This window comes from Vibrio sp. B1ASS3 (assembly GCF_905175355.1).
In the GTDB taxonomy this organism is placed as follows: domain Bacteria; phylum Pseudomonadota; class Gammaproteobacteria; order Enterobacterales; family Vibrionaceae; genus Vibrio; species Vibrio owensii.
Map to the genome: position 1 here is coordinate 350356 of NZ_HG992742.1, position 17758 is coordinate 368113.

Genomic DNA, 17758 nt, shown 5'->3' on the forward strand with positions numbered 1-17758 from the left:
ACAGTTACTCTAAAGTCAGACAAAATGATAAAAACAAAGGATGGGGTGCCATCCTTTGTCGTTTTCACCGATTTATAAATAAAAATCTTCAGGGAAGTTATGACTCAACAAGACATTAAATTCATTGCCTTTGACCTAGACGGTACTTTGCTTGATAGCGTTCCGGATCTAGCGGTTGCGGCAGACCAAACCGTTCAAGCACTTGGTTTTCCTTCTGTTTCAGAAGAACAGGTTCGTGACTATGTTGGTAACGGCGCAGACGTGCTGATTGGACGCTCACTAAGCCAAAGCCTGACTATCAACCCAGATTTGAGCGAAGAGCTTCGTGCAAAAGCGCGTGTACTGTTTGATGATTACTACGAGCAAAGCGGTCACAAGCTAAGTCATCTATACCCAACGGTAAAAGAGACACTAGCAGAGCTGCACAAAGCGGGCTTTGTTATGGCGTTGGTGACCAACAAACCTTCAAAGTTTGTGCCTGACGTTTTGGAAAAGCACGACATCGCAAAATACTTCGTTGATGTCCTTGGCGGTGATGCATTCCCAGAGAAAAAACCAAACCCAGTAGCACTGAACTGGCTGATGGAAAAACACCAAATCCAACCTAGTGAAATGCTGATGGTTGGCGACTCGAAGAACGACATTCTCGCAGCGAAGAACGCAGGCTGTGCCTCATTTGGTCTGACATATGGTTACAACCACGGTGAGCCTATTTCTGCATCAAATCCAGATTTCGTCGCCGACAGTTTGGCAGAATTATTGGATGTTGTAGCGGTTTCTGCATAACGGCTACAAAAGAGCTTCCAAAATACTCGTTAATGAGTACACTGAGTAAACCGTGCATCTATTACTGCACGGTTTTTTTCATTTAATTAGATTAAGAAGTCAAAGGAATCATTCTAATGAGCAAACCCATTGTATTGAGTGGTGTTCAACCTTCGGGTGAACTAAGTATCGGTAACTACTTGGGTGCTCTACGTCAATGGCAGCAGATGCAAGACGATTATGATTGCCAATACTGTGTGGTAGACCTTCACGCGATTACGGTTCGTCAGGACCCTAAAGCGCTGCATGAAGCGACTCTAGATGCACTGGCGATCTGTCTGGCAGTTGGTGTTGACCCGAAGAAGAGCACGCTATTTGTTCAGTCACATGTACCAGAGCATGCTCAACTTGGTTGGCTTCTTAACTGTTACACCCAAATGGGTGAACTGGGTCGTATGACGCAGTTTAAAGACAAATCTGCACGTTACTCAAACGACAGCTCAAGCCAGTTTGGTGATGTAAACGTTGGTCTGTTTGACTACCCAGTACTGATGGCGGCAGACATCCTGCTTTACGGCGCGCACCAAGTGCCTGTAGGTAGCGACCAGAAGCAACACCTAGAGCTAGCGCGTGATATTGCTAACCGCTTTAACAACATCTACTCACCAGAGCAGCCAATCTTCCAAGTGCCAGAGCCTTACATTCCGACGGTAAACGCGCGTGTAATGAGCCTTCAAGACGCAACGAAGAAGATGTCTAAATCTGATGACAACCGTAAAAACGTTATCACGCTGTTGGAAGAGCCTAAGTCGATCATTAAGAAGATCAACAAAGCGCAAACCGACACAGAAACGCCACCGCGTATCGCTCACGATTGGGACAACAAGGCAGGTATCTCTAACCTAATGGGTCTGTACTCTGCGGCAACAGGCATGAGCTTTGAAGAGATTGAAGCGAAATACCAAGGCGTTGAAATGTACGGTCCATTCAAGAAAGACGTTGGTGAAGCTCTAGTTACTATGCTTGAGCCTATTCAAGCTGAATACCACCGTATCCGTGCTGACCGCGCTTACATGAACGAAGTGATGAAGCAAGGCGCTGAGAAAGCATCGGCACGTGCGGCTGAAACGTTGAAGAAAGCGTACGAAGCAGTCGGTTTTGTTGCTCGCCCATAGTTGCTAAAAAGCATTCAGAATTTAAGAGCTCCACCATCGGTGGAGCTTTTTTTATGCTTGTATTACTGGAATGGAGTGTCTTGTTCGCAGCGTTCCATATCGTAATACTCCACACGTCCTCTTTTTCCCAAGAACTCGGACTTTACGACGAGCCCGCGATCGACGAAATAGCTCAACTCAATACATGATATTTCATAACTGATTTCTTTTATCCTTGCGGGTTTCCAATAGTAGCCAGGGCCCGGCAATCGGGCGGTATAGGTGATTAAGCCATTGTCACTTACTTCAAACATTTCTAACTCACTGAGTTCTTGCTTAGCCACTTCGACCAGGTGCTCAGAGGTACTTGGTTCGATGGGCTCACTCGAGGTCAATTGACACCCCGCCATTAACATTGAAGCCGAAAAGGCTAGCGCAATCTGCTGAAATCGTTTCATTTTCTTATCCTGATAGTCGTTATTGGAGACCTTGTTCTCTGTCTCTTGCGGGTTTTATAACGAGTGGTTATGGATTTGGCTAGTATTGTGTGGTGAAAATGATGTTTGATTTATAAAAATTTGAACTTAACAGGCTTAAATAACCAGAAAGCTTATTTTGATTCACACGGTAAAAAGGAAGGAAATAATAAGTTTTGTTATTCTAAATTAGCATTGATTAATATTTGGTTTGGGTTACTAGAATCAAGTGAATTCAAAATAAATATCCAGATATTCACATAACATGTTGAGAAATATAAAACTGAGTAATAAGTCTAATTCTAACCTTTTATCTGTTTAGTTACTGTATTTGTTACAAAAACTGTTTAAATGAACAGCCCTGGCATAATTTTACGTATCCACATGTGATTTATTTCACGGCTTTTACTGGTCTTTCTTATTTATTTCATAAATAAACCTGATAGTAGGCGCAAATGGTGGGCTCTGCTTAGGGCTTAGTTTGCATTTAAATAAATATCAGGTACGACAATGGATACGTTAATCAAACCCTCTTTACTGGCACTGACGATTGCTAGCGCACTTAGTGCTAACGCTAATGCAGAAATTATCATCTCTCAGTATGTAGAAGGTGGTTCATACAACAAAGCAGTAGAGATCGCGAATACAGGCGATGCAGCGGTAACGCTAACCGGTTACGAGCTAGCGAAATCATCAAACGGTGGCGGTACTTGGGGTAGCACACTCGATCTTAGCCAAGTGACGCTACAAGCTAACCAAGTGTATGTACTGGCGCATGGTGACGCGAGCGATGCCATCAAAGCTGTCGCGGATATTACAGATAAAAGCGTTGCGAACTTTAACGGTGATGATCCGATCGCACTGCTTAAAGATGGTGAAGTGCACGACATCATCGGTGTGATGGGTGACGTAGACTTTGGTAAAGACACCACATTGGTTCGTAACAGTGATGCACTAACCCCTTCTGCCACTTATGATGCATCTCAGTGGACAGCATTTGAGAAAGACAACATTGACGGTCTTGGTGAGCTAAATGCGACTGAGCCACCTGCACCATTCGCTTGTGAAGTCGACGGTCAGCAACCTAACTTCACTACCATCCAAGATATTCAAGGTGAAGGCGATACGTCACCATTCATTGATGGTTACCCATACATTACTGAAGAAGATCATTTCGTAACTGGTGTTGTGACTGCTGTTACCACTGGCCTAACCAAAGGCTTCTACCTACAAGCACTAGAAAATGACAACAACGATAAGACCTCAGAAGGCTTGTTTATTCATACTGATGCGGCAGACACGGAACTAAAAGCTGGTGATGTTGTTTGTGTTAAAGGTAAAGTTCAAGAGTACTACAGCAATACTCAGCTAGCTTCTGATGCTAACAGCTATGTGAAAACAGGCACATCGGATATTCCTCGAGTTACCGATCTTGTTATCAAAGAAGGTGAGACGCTACGTGATGCGCTAGAGCGTCATGAAGGCATGCAAGTTGAACTAACTTCGGCAAGTGACCTGTTTGTAACTCGCAACTTCTCTTACGACTACGATTCACGTCGTAACAACATGATGTTGTCTCATGAAGCGCCATTGTTTAAGCCAACTCAATTACACGCAGCAGAGAGCGATGCTGCTGTTGAGCTAGCAAAAGACAACGCAGCGAACCGCGTATACCTAGAATCTGATGGCAAAGCACCAAACGGCCAAATCCCTTACTACCCAGATTTTGCGAAAGATGCAGACCAAGATGGCTCTTCTGAGCAGCACATTCGCCTTGGTTCGCGAGTAGAGGGTCTGCAGGGCGTGGTGGCTTACAGCTACAACGAATACCGCCTGATTGCGACCAATGAAGTTGATAACACCAACTTCGTGACTTCAGGTGAAGGCTTCGACGTGGCTCGTAAAGATGCTCCAGCGATTGCGGATTCAGATTTGCGTATCGCCAGCTTCAACGTACTGAACTACTTCAACTCTGTGGCTGACAGTGGCCATGAAAACCCAACTGGACAAAACCGTGGTGCGACTAACCTAGATGAGTTCCTGATCCAACAAGCGAAAATCGTTGCGGCGATGAACAAGATGGACGCTGACATCATTGGTTTGATGGAAGTCGAGAACAACGGCTTTGGTGACAGCAGTGCAGTGAAGAACTTGGTTGACGCATTGAACGCTGAAATCGAAGATGCAGAAGATCATTACACTTACGTTGAAATCGCGGATCAAGACAAATACCAAGATGAGTACTTTGGTAGCGATGCGATCATGGTAGCGATCCTATACCGTGCAAACGAAGTGACGCCAAAAGAAGCGGCGAAAGTGATTGTGACGCCAGAACAGCACATCGAAGAAAACACCATTACGCGTGGTGACGATGCGGAAGGCAACCCAGCTTACGACAAATACCAACGTCATAGCTTGCTACAAACCTTCACGGTGAAAGAGACAGGTAAAGATCTGTCTGTTGTTGTTAACCACTTCAAATCGAAAGGTTCTGAATGTATTGAAGAGTGGATTGCGGGCGTAGAAGACTCTGAGCCGGCGGATCTGCAAGGCAACTGTAACAACTTCCGTGTTTCTGCAGCCAACGTTGTGGGTGACGCTCTGAAAGGCATTGAAGGTGACGTGCTAGTAATGGGTGACCTGAACGCCTACGGCATGGAAGATCCTCTGCTTACACTGACTGATTACTCGAAAGAGAAATACGGCCGTGACATCTACACTGCTGCTTACACAACCATTGGTGGTGGTGAGCTTCAAGTCGAGAAGACCAAAATTGAAAAAGGTTACGGTTACCATAACCTGAACACAGTACTTCACGGTGCAGATACCTTCTCATACACCTACTCTGGTGAGCTCGGTAACCTAGACCACGCGTTGGCGAGCAACAGCTTGGCACAAAAAGTGGTGGCGATTGAAGATTGGCACATCAACTCACTAGAAAGTAACTTGTTCGAATACAGCAGCAAGTACACAGGTGATATGCCGAAGTACAAAGATGCGTTCTCGGCGTCTGACCACGATCCTGTGATCATCGCGATTGATTTCCCAGATACAGACATCGATCTACCAAGCTCAGGTGAAAACCTAGCAGTGGAAGTTCGTCTGCCACCAAACGCAGTTGTCGGTGATATCGTGACAGTAAGCCTAACGGAGGCAACTCAAGCGGCGTCGTCAACGTCTGATGCTGATGGTTACGAAGCGAGTGCAACTCTGACACAAACGGACATTGATGCTCGTAGCGTGAGTGTGGAGTTCGACAAAGCACCAACGGAAGGCCAGTACGTTCTAGAAGAGAGAGTGACAGACTCTACCGGTAACACGGTTAAGTTCAGTGACTCTCGCGATGTCACGTTAGAGCCGTCGAGCACTACCCCATCAGACGATGATGATGGTGGTTCATTTGGCTTTGGCGCGCTAATTGCTCTGCTAGGTCTAGGCTTATTCCGCCGTCGCCGCTAAGCGAATTTATTTCCTGACAAACAGTTCCTAAATAGCTGTAAAGACCAAAGGCCAGCCTATGCTGGCCTTTTTATTCAGCAAAAACTTGCCTTTCTTGCTTGGTATAGCAAAATACCGCCCTTGATTGTCACGAACGTGGCGATTCACTACGTAAGCATTGCCAAAACGGATTGGAGCAACCGACCCTTTATGTTGTTGATCATCGATAACTACGACTCTTTTACCTACAACCTTTACCAATACTTCTGCGAGCTTGGTGCAGACGTAAAGGTGGTGCGTAACGATGAAATCGACATCCAAGGCATTGAGGCGCTCAACCCAACTCATTTGGTGATCTCCCCAGGGCCATGTACCCCTAACGAAGCGGGTATCTCTCTACAAGCCATTGAACACTTTGCTGGTAAGTTGCCTATCTTGGGCGTTTGCCTTGGTCATCAGGCGATTGCACAAGTGTTTGGAGGGGAAGTGGTACGTGCTCGACAGGTGATGCACGGTAAGACATCCCCAATTCGCCACAACGGTCGCAGTGTGTTTAAAAATCTTAATAACCCACTGATGGTAACCCGCTACCACTCTCTGGTGGTGAAAAACGGCACATTACCTGATGTGTTTGAATTGACCGCTTGGACTGAACTGCCTGACGGAGCTATGGATGAAATCATGGGTTATCAGCATAAAACCCTGCCAATTGACGCAGTACAGTTTCATCCTGAGTCGATCAAGACAGAACAAGGTCACGAGCTGCTTGCAAACTTTCTTGCGCGCAAAGCGATCTGATCGCGATCACCTTTCTTAACAAATTCTTCATGTTTTTCGTCTAAGAATGGGAATGCAAAACTATGCGTTCCGTCTATTTGGTGGCGGCTATTCATTTTTCTCCTTTCTTTTTAACCCTTGTCATACATAACTTTTATAAAAAATCGCTTCTCTATTTGCGTTTCTTGGTGCATAAATAATCATAGATAGTGAGTATGGGTGGTTGCGCTCCAAAGCGAAAAGAATAAATCACTATTGAAATGGTTAATTAAATGTAAATACAATGCCGCAATAGCTTAAATGCAAAACATTATTTGCTGGCAAAGAGTGCCGGTTAAATTCGCTTATCTGCTAGGCATGCGGTATCAAGAAGGAATGTGCAATGACAACGGAAAACAAAGTAGAGCGCGGTTTATTCGATGAGGTAATGGTACCTTGCTATAACCCGATGGAAATGATCCCTGTAAAAGGTGAAGGTTCACGCATTTGGGATCAGAACGGAAATGAATACATCGACTTTGCTGGTGGTATTGCGGTGAGCTGTCTTGGTCATTGTCACCCAGTTATGGTGAACGCATTGACTGAGCAAGGTAACAAGCTTTGGCACCTAAGTAATGTTATGACTAACGAGCCTGCGCTGCGATTGGCGAAGAAGCTAACAGAAGTCAGCTTTGCTGAGCGCGTGTTCTTTGCTAACTCTGGCGCAGAAGCGAACGAAGCGGCACTAAAGCTAGCACGTCGTTACGCAGCAGACGTTCATGGTACAGAGAAATCTGAAATCATCGCATTCAAACAAGGTTTCCACGGTCGTACTTTCTTTACGGTAACAGTAGGCGGTCAAGCGGCTTACTCAGACGGTTTCGGTCCTAAACCTGGCGATGTGACACACCTTCCTTACAACGATATCGAAGCACTTCAAGCACACATGTCGGATCGCACTTGTGCGGTAATGATGGAGCCTCTGCAAGGTGAGGGCGGCATCATTCCACCAACACCTGAGTTCGCTCAAGCAGTTCGTGAACTGTGTGACAAGCACAACGCACTGTTGATCTTCGATGAAGTTCAAACTGGTAACGGTCGTACGGGCCACTTCTACGCATACCAAGGTCTAGGCATTACGCCAGACATTCTAAGCACAGCGAAATCACTGGGTGGCGGTTTCCCTATCGGTGCCATGTTAACGACGGCAAAACTGGCTGAGCACATGAAAGTGGGCACGCACGGTTCAACTTACGGTGGTAACCCACTAGCGTGTGCAGTTGCAGAAGCAGTTGTTGAAGAAGTGACAAAACCAGAAGTACTGGCTGGCGTATTAGAGCGTGAAGCCATGTTCCGTGAAGGTCTGGAGAAGATTAACGCGAAATACAACATCTTCTCTGAAGTGCGCGGTAAAGGTCTACTGCTTGGTGCAGCACTGAATGAAGAGTGGCAAGGACGTGCGCGTGACGTACTGGTTGCTGCAGGTAAACAAGGTCTCATGGTATTGGTTGCGGGTGCCAATGTCGTACGTTTCACACCATCACTCGTTATCACACAACAAGAAATCGAAGAAGGTTTGGCGAAGCTAGATAAAGCGATCGCAACGCTGGTTTAAGCGCGATCTCCGCTTATCGTCAAATTAGAAACCCCCATCAAGGATCTCTGATGGGGGTATTGTTCCTACAATATAGTTAGGATCTTCTTGCATCTGGAGGGAGTATTGATGCTAGTAGTTCGCCCTATCGCAATGTCGGATTATGACGCGCTGCACACCTGTGCGGTTGAGTCTGGTCATGGATTTACATCTCTACCGGTTAACGAAGAACTGTTAACCAATCGAATCAAACACTCAGAATACAGTTTTGGCAAACCTGACGTGAAGGAAGCCGGTGATGAAGGCTACTTAATGGTGGGCTTTGAATCTGAAACTGGTGAAGTGGCAGGTACCACAGGTATTGAAGCTTCGATCGGCTGGGATGTGCCTTTTTATTCTTACCACATCAGCAAAGTGGTGCACTCGTCACCAAAGCTTGGCGTAAACAACGTGGTGAAGCTGCTGACGTTTGGTAACAATTACACGGGTAACAGTGAAATCTGTACCTTGTTCCTACGTGAGAAATTCCGTGGTGGCTTGAACGGGCGTCTGATGTCCAAATGTCGTTTCTTAATGATGGCAGAGCACCCAGAGCGTTTCTCGGAAACCATCTTTGCTGAAATGCGTGGCGTATCAGACGAGAACGGTAACTCGCCATTCTGGCAGTGGCTTCAAGAGCATTTCTTCTCTATCGATTTTACGCTTGCGGATTACCTAACTGGTATCGGTAAGAAAGGCTTTATCGCCGACTTGATGCCGAAGTTGCCAATCTATATCAACCTACTGAGCCCAGAAGCACAAGCCGTGATTGGTAAAGTGCACGACAACACACGTCCAGCATTGAAGCTGCTTGAGCGTGAAGGTTTTACCAACCGTGGATACGTCGACATTTTCGATGGTGGTCCAACGGTGGAGTGTGACTTACGTAATATCGAATCGGTACGCCACTCATTCCGCGCGCAAGTCAAAATCTCGGAGCACACCAGCACACAAGACTTCTTGATGTGTAATTCATCATTCGAGAACTTCCGTGCTGCAGCTGCAAAAGCGGCTTACGACGCAGAAACGCAAAGCGTAGTGCTTGCACCAGAATTGGCGGATGCACTCTTGGTTGAGGAAGGGGATTTTGTTCGCCTTCTTCCGCAGTAACTGACGACAGAATTTAAGGATAGAAACAATGACACATTGGATTGCAGGTGAATGGGTACAAGGTCAGGGTGAAGCATTTACGTCTCTGTCGCCTTACAACCAAGAAGTGATCTGGCAAGGCAACGGCGCAACAGCAGAGCAGGTCAACCAAGCGGTATCTGCGGCGCGTGAAGCGTTTGTCGATTGGAAGAAGCGCCCATTTGCAGAGCGCGAAGCGATCGTGTTGGCTTTTGCAGAGAAAGTAAAAGAGAACAGCGAAAAAATCGCTGAAGTGATTGCCAAAGAAACCGGCAAGCCAATTTGGGAAACACGCACTGAAGCGGCAGCGATGGCAGGTAAAATTGCGATTTCTATTCGTGCTTACCACGACCGCACTGGCGAAGCGACACGTGAAGCCGCAGGCAACCAAATTGTATTGCGTCATCGCCCACTAGGTGTGATGGCGGTGTTTGGCCCTTATAACTTCCCAGGTCACCTGCCAAATGGTCACATCGTGCCAGCACTACTGGCTGGTAACACTGTCGTCTTCAAACCGTCTGAGCAAACACCATGGACAGGTGAACTCGCTATGAAGCTGTGGGAAGAGGTCGGTCTACCAAAAGGTGTGATTAACCTAGTCCAAGGCGCGAAAGAGACTGGTATTGCGCTGGCGGATGCGAAAGGCATTGATGGCGTGCTGTTCACTGGTAGTGCAAACACAGGTCATGTTCTCCATCGTCAGTTTGCTGGTCAGCCGGGCAAAATGCTGGCGCTTGAAATGGGTGGCAACAACCCGATGGTTATCTCGGATAACTACGGCGACCTAGACGCAACGGTTTACACCATTATCCAATCTGCTTTCATCAGTGCAGGACAACGCTGTACCTGTGCTCGTCGTCTATACATTCCGTTTGGCGACAAGGGTGATGCCGTCATTACTAAGCTGGTGGAAGCGACACTCAATATTCGCGTAGACCAACCATTTGCAGAGCCTGCGCCTTTCATGGGACCGCAAATTTCGGTAGCGGCGGCCAAGTTCATTCTCGATGCACAAGCGAACTTGCAAGCACTGGGTGGCGAAAGCTTGATTGAAGCCAAAGCAGGTGAAGCGGCGTTTGTTTCTCCGGGTATCATCGATGTGACGAACATTGCCGAATTGCCAGATGAAGAGTACTTCGGTCCACTTCTGCAAGTGGTGCGCTACGAAGGGCTAGAGAAAGCAGTCGAGCTGGCGAACGATACGTGCTTTGGTCTATCTGCAGGTCTGGTTTCAACTGATGACCAAGAGTGGGAATACTTCGTGGACCACATTCGTGCAGGCATCGTGAACCGTAACCGCCAGCTAACAGGCGCAAGTGGTGATGCACCATTTGGTGGTCCGGGTGCGTCGGGTAACCTACGTCCAAGTGCTTACTACGCAGCAGACTATTGTGCGTACCCAATGGCATCAATGGAAGGACAAGAGACGGTCTTGCCTGCTACATTGAGCCCGGGTGTAAGCCTGTAATAGAGAAACACGAAGTGGTGACAAAGTATCGCCGCTTCTCTCTGCCGGAGCTATTTACCAAGTTAGGATTCTGGTAAGCGCGCTGGCAAACGCCAAAGGCGAGCTTAAGACTCTCCAGAGCGTGTTGACTGACTGGCACTTATGCCACACATACCGTCACAGGTTGATGACCGCTCGTTCGTGATTCTGGACAGCTTTAGGGCTGTGAACGAGCGGTCAACTTCCTCTTACCCCTAACTCTACATTTCATAACAAGGAGTCGTTATGACGCCCGATGTGTTATTTGAATCGCTATGGCAAGACTACATTCAACGTCTTTGCCCTTCCGCTGCTAAAGTCCATCAACTTCTTCAAGAAGATGAGCCTCTGATTAATGACCATATTGCGCTACGTACATTTAATGTCGCTCCCCTAGGCATTGAAACGTTAGCGAAGCCATTCCTAGCGGTGGGTTACAAAGCCTGTGGTGATTACGTATTTGAAAGCAAAAAGCTGGTGGCAAAACATTTTGAGCACCCAGATCCGAAACAACCAAAAGTCTTCATCAGTGAGTTGAAAGTGGATGAGTGCTCATCAGAGCTACAAGCCATTGTTCATAAATTGGTAGAGCAGGTTGATGCTTCTAAACTGACAGGCAGTGACTTCTTGTACGGCGGACGTTTGTGGGACCTTAGCTATGCTGACTTCCAAACTTTGGCGAAAGAGAGTGAATACGCTTCTTGGCTTGCTGCGCACGGTTACGGAGCAAACCACTTCACAGTGAGTGTGAACCAACTCAATCAGCATGAAGAAGTAAAGCAAGTGAACGACCACCTGCGCACCGTAGGCTTTACCATCAACGAGAATGGCGGTGAAGTAAAAGGCACGCCAGAGGTGCTACTAGAGCAATCATCGACCATGGCAGACAAAGTGCCAGTGACCTTTACTGAAGGCGTTGAGGTGATTCCTGGAGGCTTCTACGAGTTTGCTAAGCGCTACCCAATGGATAACGGTGAGTTGTACCCAGGATTTGTGGCTGCATCGGCAGATAAGATCTTCGAGAGTACCAACGGGTAGAAAGAATCGAGAACGTGCTACGTACTAGAGATGCGGGAATGCTTCGCTTTGGGAGGTTTTAATTCTCAGAATCTTAGAGGGCTTTATCTCGTAGGACGAAGTCCGCTCTCGGAACGCAGTGTTCAAGGTTCTCATCTCTTAAAAACAAAAAAGCCACCAAACTTACATTTGGTGGCTTTTAAATTTTTTAAACGTTAATCGAGATTAACGAGTCCCGTAAACAACGATAGTTTTACCGTGCGCAGAAATTAGGTTCTGCTCTTCTAGCATCTTCAAGATACGACCTACTGTCTCACGAGAACAGCCAACGATTTGACCGATTTCTTGACGAGTGATCTTGATTTGCATGCCGTCTGGGTGCGTCATCGCATCTGGCTGTTTAGCAAGGTTCAGAAGAGTCTGAGCGATACGACCAGTTACGTCTAGGAACGCTAGGTCACCCACTTTTTGGCTAGTAACTTGTAGACGACGAGCCATTTGCGCAGAAAGGCGCATTAGGATGTCTGGGTTAACTTGGATAAGTTGACGGAATTTCTTGAAAGAAATCTCAGCCACTTCACAAGGAGATTTAGCGCGAACCCAAGCTGTACGCTCTTGGTCTTCTTCGAATAGACCAAGTTCACCAATGAAGTCGCCCTGGTTTAGGTAAGAAAGGATCATTTCCTTACCTTCTTCGTCTTTGATAAGAACCGCAACAGAACCTTTAACGATGTAGTACAAAGTCTCTGCTTTTTCGCCCGCGTGAATTAGCGTGCTTTTTGATGGGTACTTATGAATATGACAGTGTGAAAGAAACCACTCTAATGTTGGGTCGGTTTGAGGTTTACCTAGAACCATAATATCTCACTTCCTCTGCAGGGTACGCTTGCGCTATCCATATTTTAGCTAAGCCTGAATTGGCCTACTAGAATAAGAGCACTTTTTATATGCTGCAAGCTCTCTTGTGTTTCGGTTAGAAATAGTATCCTTTTTCGAAAACGATTTCTTGATTTTAATCGTGCCATGATTGAGATTTTGTAAGCAAAACTGTGCACATGATCACGGTATGAAAAGTAAACACTCCAGTAGGGAGGTTTTTAGCCAATTTTCCCTGTTTCGATGAGTTGTTGCAGAATCGGCCTTACTATGAGCTCCATTGCAAAGCTCATCTTGCCGCCAGGAACCACAATGGTGTTATGGCGAGACATGAATGAGCCATCAATCATCGCCAACAAATACGGGAAGTCGACATTCTTGATACCGCGTAGGCGGATCACCACAAAACTCTCATCCAAACTTGGGATGCCTTTGGCGTTAAGTGGGTTAGAAGTATCGACGGTCGGTACGCGCTGAAAGTTGATATGTGTACGAGAAAATTGCGGGGTAATGTAGTTTAGGTAATCGTCCATCGAGCGCACGATCGAATCCATCACCGCTTCTCTTGAGTGACCACGATCGCGTGTGTCACGCACGAACTTTTGGATCCATTCCAAGTTTACAATCGGCACCATGCCAATCAGAAAATCGACGTGACGCGCGACATTGACATCGCCATCTACCACGCCACCGTGTAAACCTTCATAGAACAGTACATCGCTGTTTTCTGGCAGATCTTGCCAAGGCGTAAAGGTGCCTGGCATTTGGTTGTATGGAACGGCTTCATCAAAAGTGTGCAGATAGCGGCGCACGCTGCCAGTGCCATCTTCACCAAACTTACGGAAGAACTCTTCTAGCCCCGGAAAGTCATTGGCTTGTGGACCAAAGTAGCTGATGTGTTTGCCTTGCTCACGCGCTTTACGGATTTCGACATCCATCTCTGGACGTGTAAAGCGGTGGAAGCTGTCACCTTCAACCCACGCTGGTTTGACGTTCATCATATTGAACATCTTACGGAAGGCTTCAGAAGTGGTGGTTGTGCCGGCACCGGACGAACCAGTAACCGCAATGATTGGGTGTTTCGCTGACATGACAAACCTTGTCGAAAATTACTTACCTGTAAAGTGCAGCACACGTATGCTGCACGGTCGATAACCCACTATAGCACGTAACAAGCCCTTGTCATCGAGTGGGATACGGTAAAATGTGAAGGGTCTAAAACTTTGCTTTTAGTTGGATATCAACCGTTTCATGAAGCTCAGAAAATACGATGACCGCTTCGCCTTTCTCTAATTGGGATTTGACCTGATCGATTTTACTCTGCAGTGAAACTTCGACTGAGCCGTAGTCGGTGCCTTCACGTAGCACGAATTCTCGGATCAGGTTTTCTAGTGTCTCTGGCGCAATGTCTTGCCATGGAATGATCATAAATACCTCAAACTTTTATGATGTTTAGTGCGTGCAGAAGCCTTATGTCTGGCACGTCTAGTAGTTTACTGTGTTCGCGGTACGGATACAGCAGAAAGGTAGTCTGCGGCGATACTTTCGTAATATGAAGGCAAGGCTTCTTCCAACCAGAACTTAGGTTTTAATGCCGTGCCCGTCAGGAAGCCAACGTGTCCACCATGTTCATAAAGCCGATAATCAATGTTGTCTGGCAACACGAATTTCGGGATCACCTCTTCGGTCATAAACGGATCGTCTTTGGCGTGGATGATCAAGGTTGGCAAGGTGATTTGTTGCAACTTGCTTAAGCCTGAACATTGATCGTAATAATCTTGCGCGTCTTTGAAGCCATGCAGAGGGGCAGTGATCAAGTCATCAAATTCATATAAGCGAGTCACGCGTTTGATCGAGTTATACGACAAGGCGAGTTCACCTTGGATTAAGTCGTGCTTTTGCAGCGCATTGCATTTGAGCGAAGAGAGTAGGTAGCGCTTGTAGACCTTGGAGAAGCCTTGTTCAATACGGTTAGCACACGCGGCCAAATCCAGTGGCGCAGACACAATGGTTGCGGCGCTCAAGATTGGATCATCTTTGTATTCAGCTAAGTAGTTCGCCAACATGTTCCCACCGAGAGAAATGCCTACCGCGACTTTTGGGTTGTTGGGAAACTGCTGATTGAGCTGTTCAAGGAAGAAGCGAGCATCGGTCACTTCGCCAGAATGATAAGCGCGGGCTTTCTTGTTTGGTTTACCGCTGCAACCACGAAAGTGCATCATCACTGACAGCCAGCCCGATTTAGAGAAGGCGTTCATCAAACCGTTCGCATATGGGCTATAGAAGCAGCCTTCCAAGCCATGGAATAGGACGAAAATAGGTTTATTGCGTGCGGCTTCGGAATCTGGCTGTTGCGACCATGCCAAATCGAGGAAGTCACCATCCGGTGTATCGAGTGTTTGCCAAATAGGCGTAAACAACGCTTTTTTGCGGATAAAGCGCGGTAATAGCGTCTGGAGATGCGGGTTCTTAATCCCGGCGGCTGCGAAAAATTGTGTCATACCTAACTGCTCTTATATGGTCCTTCAATGCTCGCTGAAGAACTTATTAATATAATCCTTTATAGCTTTAGTATAGATATTTTACTGGTTTATGACGGATTTATGGATGGTGAATGTTCGGAACGGGAATTGAGAACGCCTGTTGCAAATGCTCTCCACCCAATTGGCGGCAATATCTCAGCGTCAGTGGGTCACCATCGTTTTTGACTAATTGAAGTGAGTTAACACAGTCAACTAAGTCTGATTGCTGCTGCTTTTCGAGCTGCAATTCGAACTGCAATGCTTCACGATAAAGTGCGTCGTTGACTTGCGCTTTGAGGTGGCGACGAAGTTCGCGGTAAGAGTGGAGGAGGGTTTCGCTTCGACCAAGACAGCCTTGCACCAAGTGCCAGTCTTGCTCTTGGAAATCACCTGCTGCTCATCGAGCCATCTGAGCAGCAGTAATAAGTTCACGTTGCCGTGGTAGTTGTTTTGCAATGATAAGCACGCTTCCTTCACTTCTCGCACACCATAAAATTGCAGACTGAACTGCCAAAGGTGTTCTAGGGTAAGAGTGTATTCTGCGTGCTCGTTTGTCATTGATTAAACTCTAGTTCCATCTGCTCGAGTGTTTCTTGGGCAGACATCCATTCCATTTCTACTTCTTCAAGATCTGCTTTGCTAGATGCTTGAAGCGCCAACACTTCGTTAAGTTTAGCCTTGTTTTCGGCTTCATACAGCGAGTTATCCGCTAATTGCTCTTCTGCTTTCGCTAGAGCTTCACCTAACTTATCCATTTTGTTTTCTAACTGTGTCAGCGTTTTGCGAATTGGTGCGGTCTGCTTACGAAATTCTGCTTCGCGTCGCTTTTGCTCTTTTTTCGCCGCTGCACTGTTGGCGTTATCTTTAACTGGCTGAGCCGCTTGTGCTTCTTTACGCTCGGCTTTTTGTTGCTCGGTCAACCACTTGTAGTAATCGTTCAAGTCACCGTCGAATGGTGCTACTTGGCGATCGTGCACAAGGTACAGATCATCTGTGGTTGCACGCAATAGGTAACGGTCGTGCGAAACAATCACCATTGCACCTTCGAATGTTTGCAGTGCCATGGTCAGTGCTTGGCGCATATCCAAGTCCAAGTGGTTGGTCGGTTCATCGAGTAGCAATAGGTTTGGTTTCTGCCACACAATCAATGCCAATACCAAACGCGCTTTCTCACCACCTGAAAACGGTGCAACTTTCTCAAGCGCTTTATCACCTTGGAAACCAAAGCTACCTAGGTAATCACGTAGCTGCTGCTCGGTTTGATCTGGTGCGATTTGCATCATGTGCTGCAACGGTGTTTCTTCTGGGTGCAGCGTTTCTAGTTGATGCTGAGCGAAGTAACCGATCTTCACGCCTTGAGAATAAGTGAGATCGCCGCCTTGCGCTTTGAGCTCACCAGACAGCAATTTGATCAAGGTTGATTTACCCGCGCCGTTACGACCAAGTAGACCAATACGGCTGCCAGGCACTAGGTTAAGGCGGATCTTCTCTAGGATCAGGTTGTCACCGTAGCCTGCCGATACTTCATCCATCATCATGATTGGGTTTGGTAGGGCTGCAGGATCGCGGAACTGGAAACTAAATGGGTTATCGAACTGCGCTGGCAGTACCTTCTCCATACGCTCCAGCGCTTTAATTCGGCTTTGTGCTTGGCGCGCTTTTGATGCTTTGTAACGGAAGCGGTCGATGTAGCTTTGCATGTGCGACATCTGTTTCTGTTGCTTCTCAAACATCGCTTGTTGCAGCACCATTTTTTGTGCGCGTTGGTTTTCGAATGACGAGTAGTTACCCGTGTATTCGTTCAACTGCTGGTTCTCGATGTGAATGATGCGACCAACGATCGGGTCCAAGAAGTCACGGTCGTGCGAGATTAGAATCAGCGTGCCAGGGTAGTTTTGTAGCCAGCGCTCTAGCCACATTACCGCGTCCAAATCCAAGTGGTTGGTTGGTTCGTCGAGTAACAGTAGATCAGAACGACACAACAGCGCTTGAGCCAAGTTAAGGCGCATACGCCAACCACCCGAGAACTGAGTCAGGTTCCAACTCATTTGCTCTTGGCTAAAGCCTAGGCCGTCAAGCAGTTCGGCAGCGCGAGCGCGAATGCTGTAACCGCCAATGGTTTCAATTTTGCCGTGGATCTCTGCAACCAGTGTACCGTTGTCTTTCTCTTCGGCGATCGCCAGTTGAGCTTCAAGATCACGGAACTCTCGGTCACCATCAATAACGTATTCAATTGCGCTGCGGTCTAGTGCAGGGGTTTCTTGTGCTACCCATGCCAACTCCCAATGCTGCGACTGACTAAATGAGCCCGCATCAATCGACAACTCGTCTTTCAGTAGTGCGAATAGAGTCGATTTACCACAGCCATTTTTACCAACCAGACCCACTTTATCGCCTGGGTGAATGGTTGCAGAAGCTTGGTCTAAAAGAGGTTTACCGCCACGCAGTAACTGAATATCAGAGAAGGTAATCATAGAGTTTTAATTCACTTTGCGCAGTGCGCGTTT

At 47.0% G+C, this 17758-nt stretch carries 14 protein-coding genes and 1 pseudogene; 8 read left to right on the forward strand and 7 right to left on the reverse strand.

All coding sequences use genetic code 11. The annotated features are described in order from the left end of the window. Positions 1-99: 99 nt before the first annotated feature. Both KJB05_RS01665 and trpS read left to right on the forward strand, forming a co-directional pair. On the forward strand, positions 100-786 hold the full coding sequence (locus tag KJB05_RS01665) for a phosphoglycolate phosphatase (RefSeq protein WP_208445933.1): 687 nt from the start codon (positions 100-102) through the stop codon (positions 784-786). Between the two features lie 116 nt (positions 787-902). Beyond that, positions 903-1940: a tryptophan--tRNA ligase gene (trpS, locus tag KJB05_RS01670; protein ID WP_005432761.1), complete on the forward strand. Its 1038-nt coding sequence runs from the start codon at positions 903-905 to the stop codon at positions 1938-1940. A 62-nt stretch (positions 1941-2002) separates the two neighbouring features. On the opposite strand, the gene KJB05_RS01675 is transcribed toward trpS, so the two are convergent. After that, the gene (locus KJB05_RS01675; protein ID WP_039985052.1) at positions 2003-2377 is read right to left on the reverse strand and encodes a hypothetical protein; all 375 of its coding nucleotides are present in this window, start codon (positions 2375-2377) and stop codon (positions 2003-2005) included. A gap of 528 nt (positions 2378-2905) precedes the next feature. Between KJB05_RS01675 and KJB05_RS01680 the strand changes: the two genes are divergently transcribed. The 6 genes from KJB05_RS01680 to KJB05_RS01705 all read left to right on the forward strand — a co-directional run bounded on the left by KJB05_RS01680 (position 2906) and on the right by KJB05_RS01705 (position 11874). Then, entirely contained in the window at positions 2906-5854 is a 2949-nt protein-coding gene (locus tag KJB05_RS01680; protein WP_208445934.1) for an ExeM/NucH family extracellular endonuclease, read from the forward strand. Positions 5855-6043: 189 nt separating this feature from the next. Continuing rightward, positions 6044-6631, forward strand: a complete 588-nt coding sequence (locus tag KJB05_RS01685; RefSeq protein ID WP_208445942.1) for an aminodeoxychorismate/anthranilate synthase component II — start codon at positions 6044-6046, stop codon at positions 6629-6631. 361 nt (positions 6632-6992) lie between these two features. Further along, entirely contained in the window at positions 6993-8204 is a 1212-nt protein-coding gene (locus tag KJB05_RS01690; RefSeq protein WP_005438347.1) for an aspartate aminotransferase family protein, read from the forward strand. A 108-nt stretch (positions 8205-8312) separates the two neighbouring features. Beyond that, on the forward strand, positions 8313-9332 hold the full coding sequence (astA, locus tag KJB05_RS01695; protein WP_005438349.1) for an arginine N-succinyltransferase: 1020 nt from the start codon (positions 8313-8315) through the stop codon (positions 9330-9332). A 28-nt stretch (positions 9333-9360) separates the two neighbouring features. Next, the gene (gene astD, locus KJB05_RS01700; RefSeq protein ID WP_208445935.1) at positions 9361-10818 is read left to right on the forward strand and encodes a succinylglutamate-semialdehyde dehydrogenase; all 1458 of its coding nucleotides are present in this window, start codon (positions 9361-9363) and stop codon (positions 10816-10818) included. Positions 10819-11082: 264 nt separating this feature from the next. Continuing rightward, on the forward strand, positions 11083-11874 hold the full coding sequence (locus KJB05_RS01705) for a DUF1338 domain-containing protein (protein ID WP_208445936.1): 792 nt from the start codon (positions 11083-11085) through the stop codon (positions 11872-11874). 204 nt (positions 11875-12078) lie between these two features. Here the strand turns inward: KJB05_RS01705 and crp are convergent, their stop codons facing one another. The 6 genes and pseudogenes from crp to KJB05_RS01735 all read right to left on the reverse strand — a co-directional run bounded on the left by crp (position 12079) and on the right by KJB05_RS01735 (position 17725). Next, positions 12079-12711 carry a cAMP-activated global transcriptional regulator CRP gene (gene crp / locus KJB05_RS01710; protein ID WP_005381432.1) on the reverse strand — a complete coding sequence of 211 codons (633 nt, stop codon included), beginning with the start codon at positions 12709-12711 and terminating at the stop codon, positions 12079-12081. 239 nt (positions 12712-12950) lie between these two features. Beyond that, the gene (locus KJB05_RS01715; protein ID WP_005438358.1) at positions 12951-13820 is read right to left on the reverse strand and encodes a phosphoribulokinase; all 870 of its coding nucleotides are present in this window, start codon (positions 13818-13820) and stop codon (positions 12951-12953) included. A gap of 124 nt (positions 13821-13944) precedes the next feature. Beyond that, positions 13945-14157, reverse strand: coding sequence for a YheU family protein (locus KJB05_RS01720; protein WP_005432763.1), 213 nt, complete (start codon positions 14155-14157; stop codon positions 13945-13947). Positions 14158-14222: 65 nt separating this feature from the next. Continuing rightward, complete coding sequence (locus KJB05_RS01725; protein WP_208445937.1) at positions 14223-15230, reverse strand: hydrolase; 1008 nt, start codon at positions 15228-15230, stop codon at positions 14223-14225. 100 nt (positions 15231-15330) lie between these two features. Beyond that, positions 15331-15809 (reverse strand): annotated as a pseudogene (locus tag KJB05_RS01730) (TIGR02444 family protein). Further along, positions 15806-17725 (reverse strand): ABC transporter ATP-binding protein, encoded by a 1920-nt coding sequence (locus tag KJB05_RS01735; protein WP_208445938.1) that lies wholly within the window; start codon positions 17723-17725, stop codon positions 15806-15808. Before KJB05_RS01735 ends, KJB05_RS01730 begins: the two are co-directional and overlap by 4 nt. Between the last annotated feature and the right edge of the window lie 33 nt (positions 17726-17758).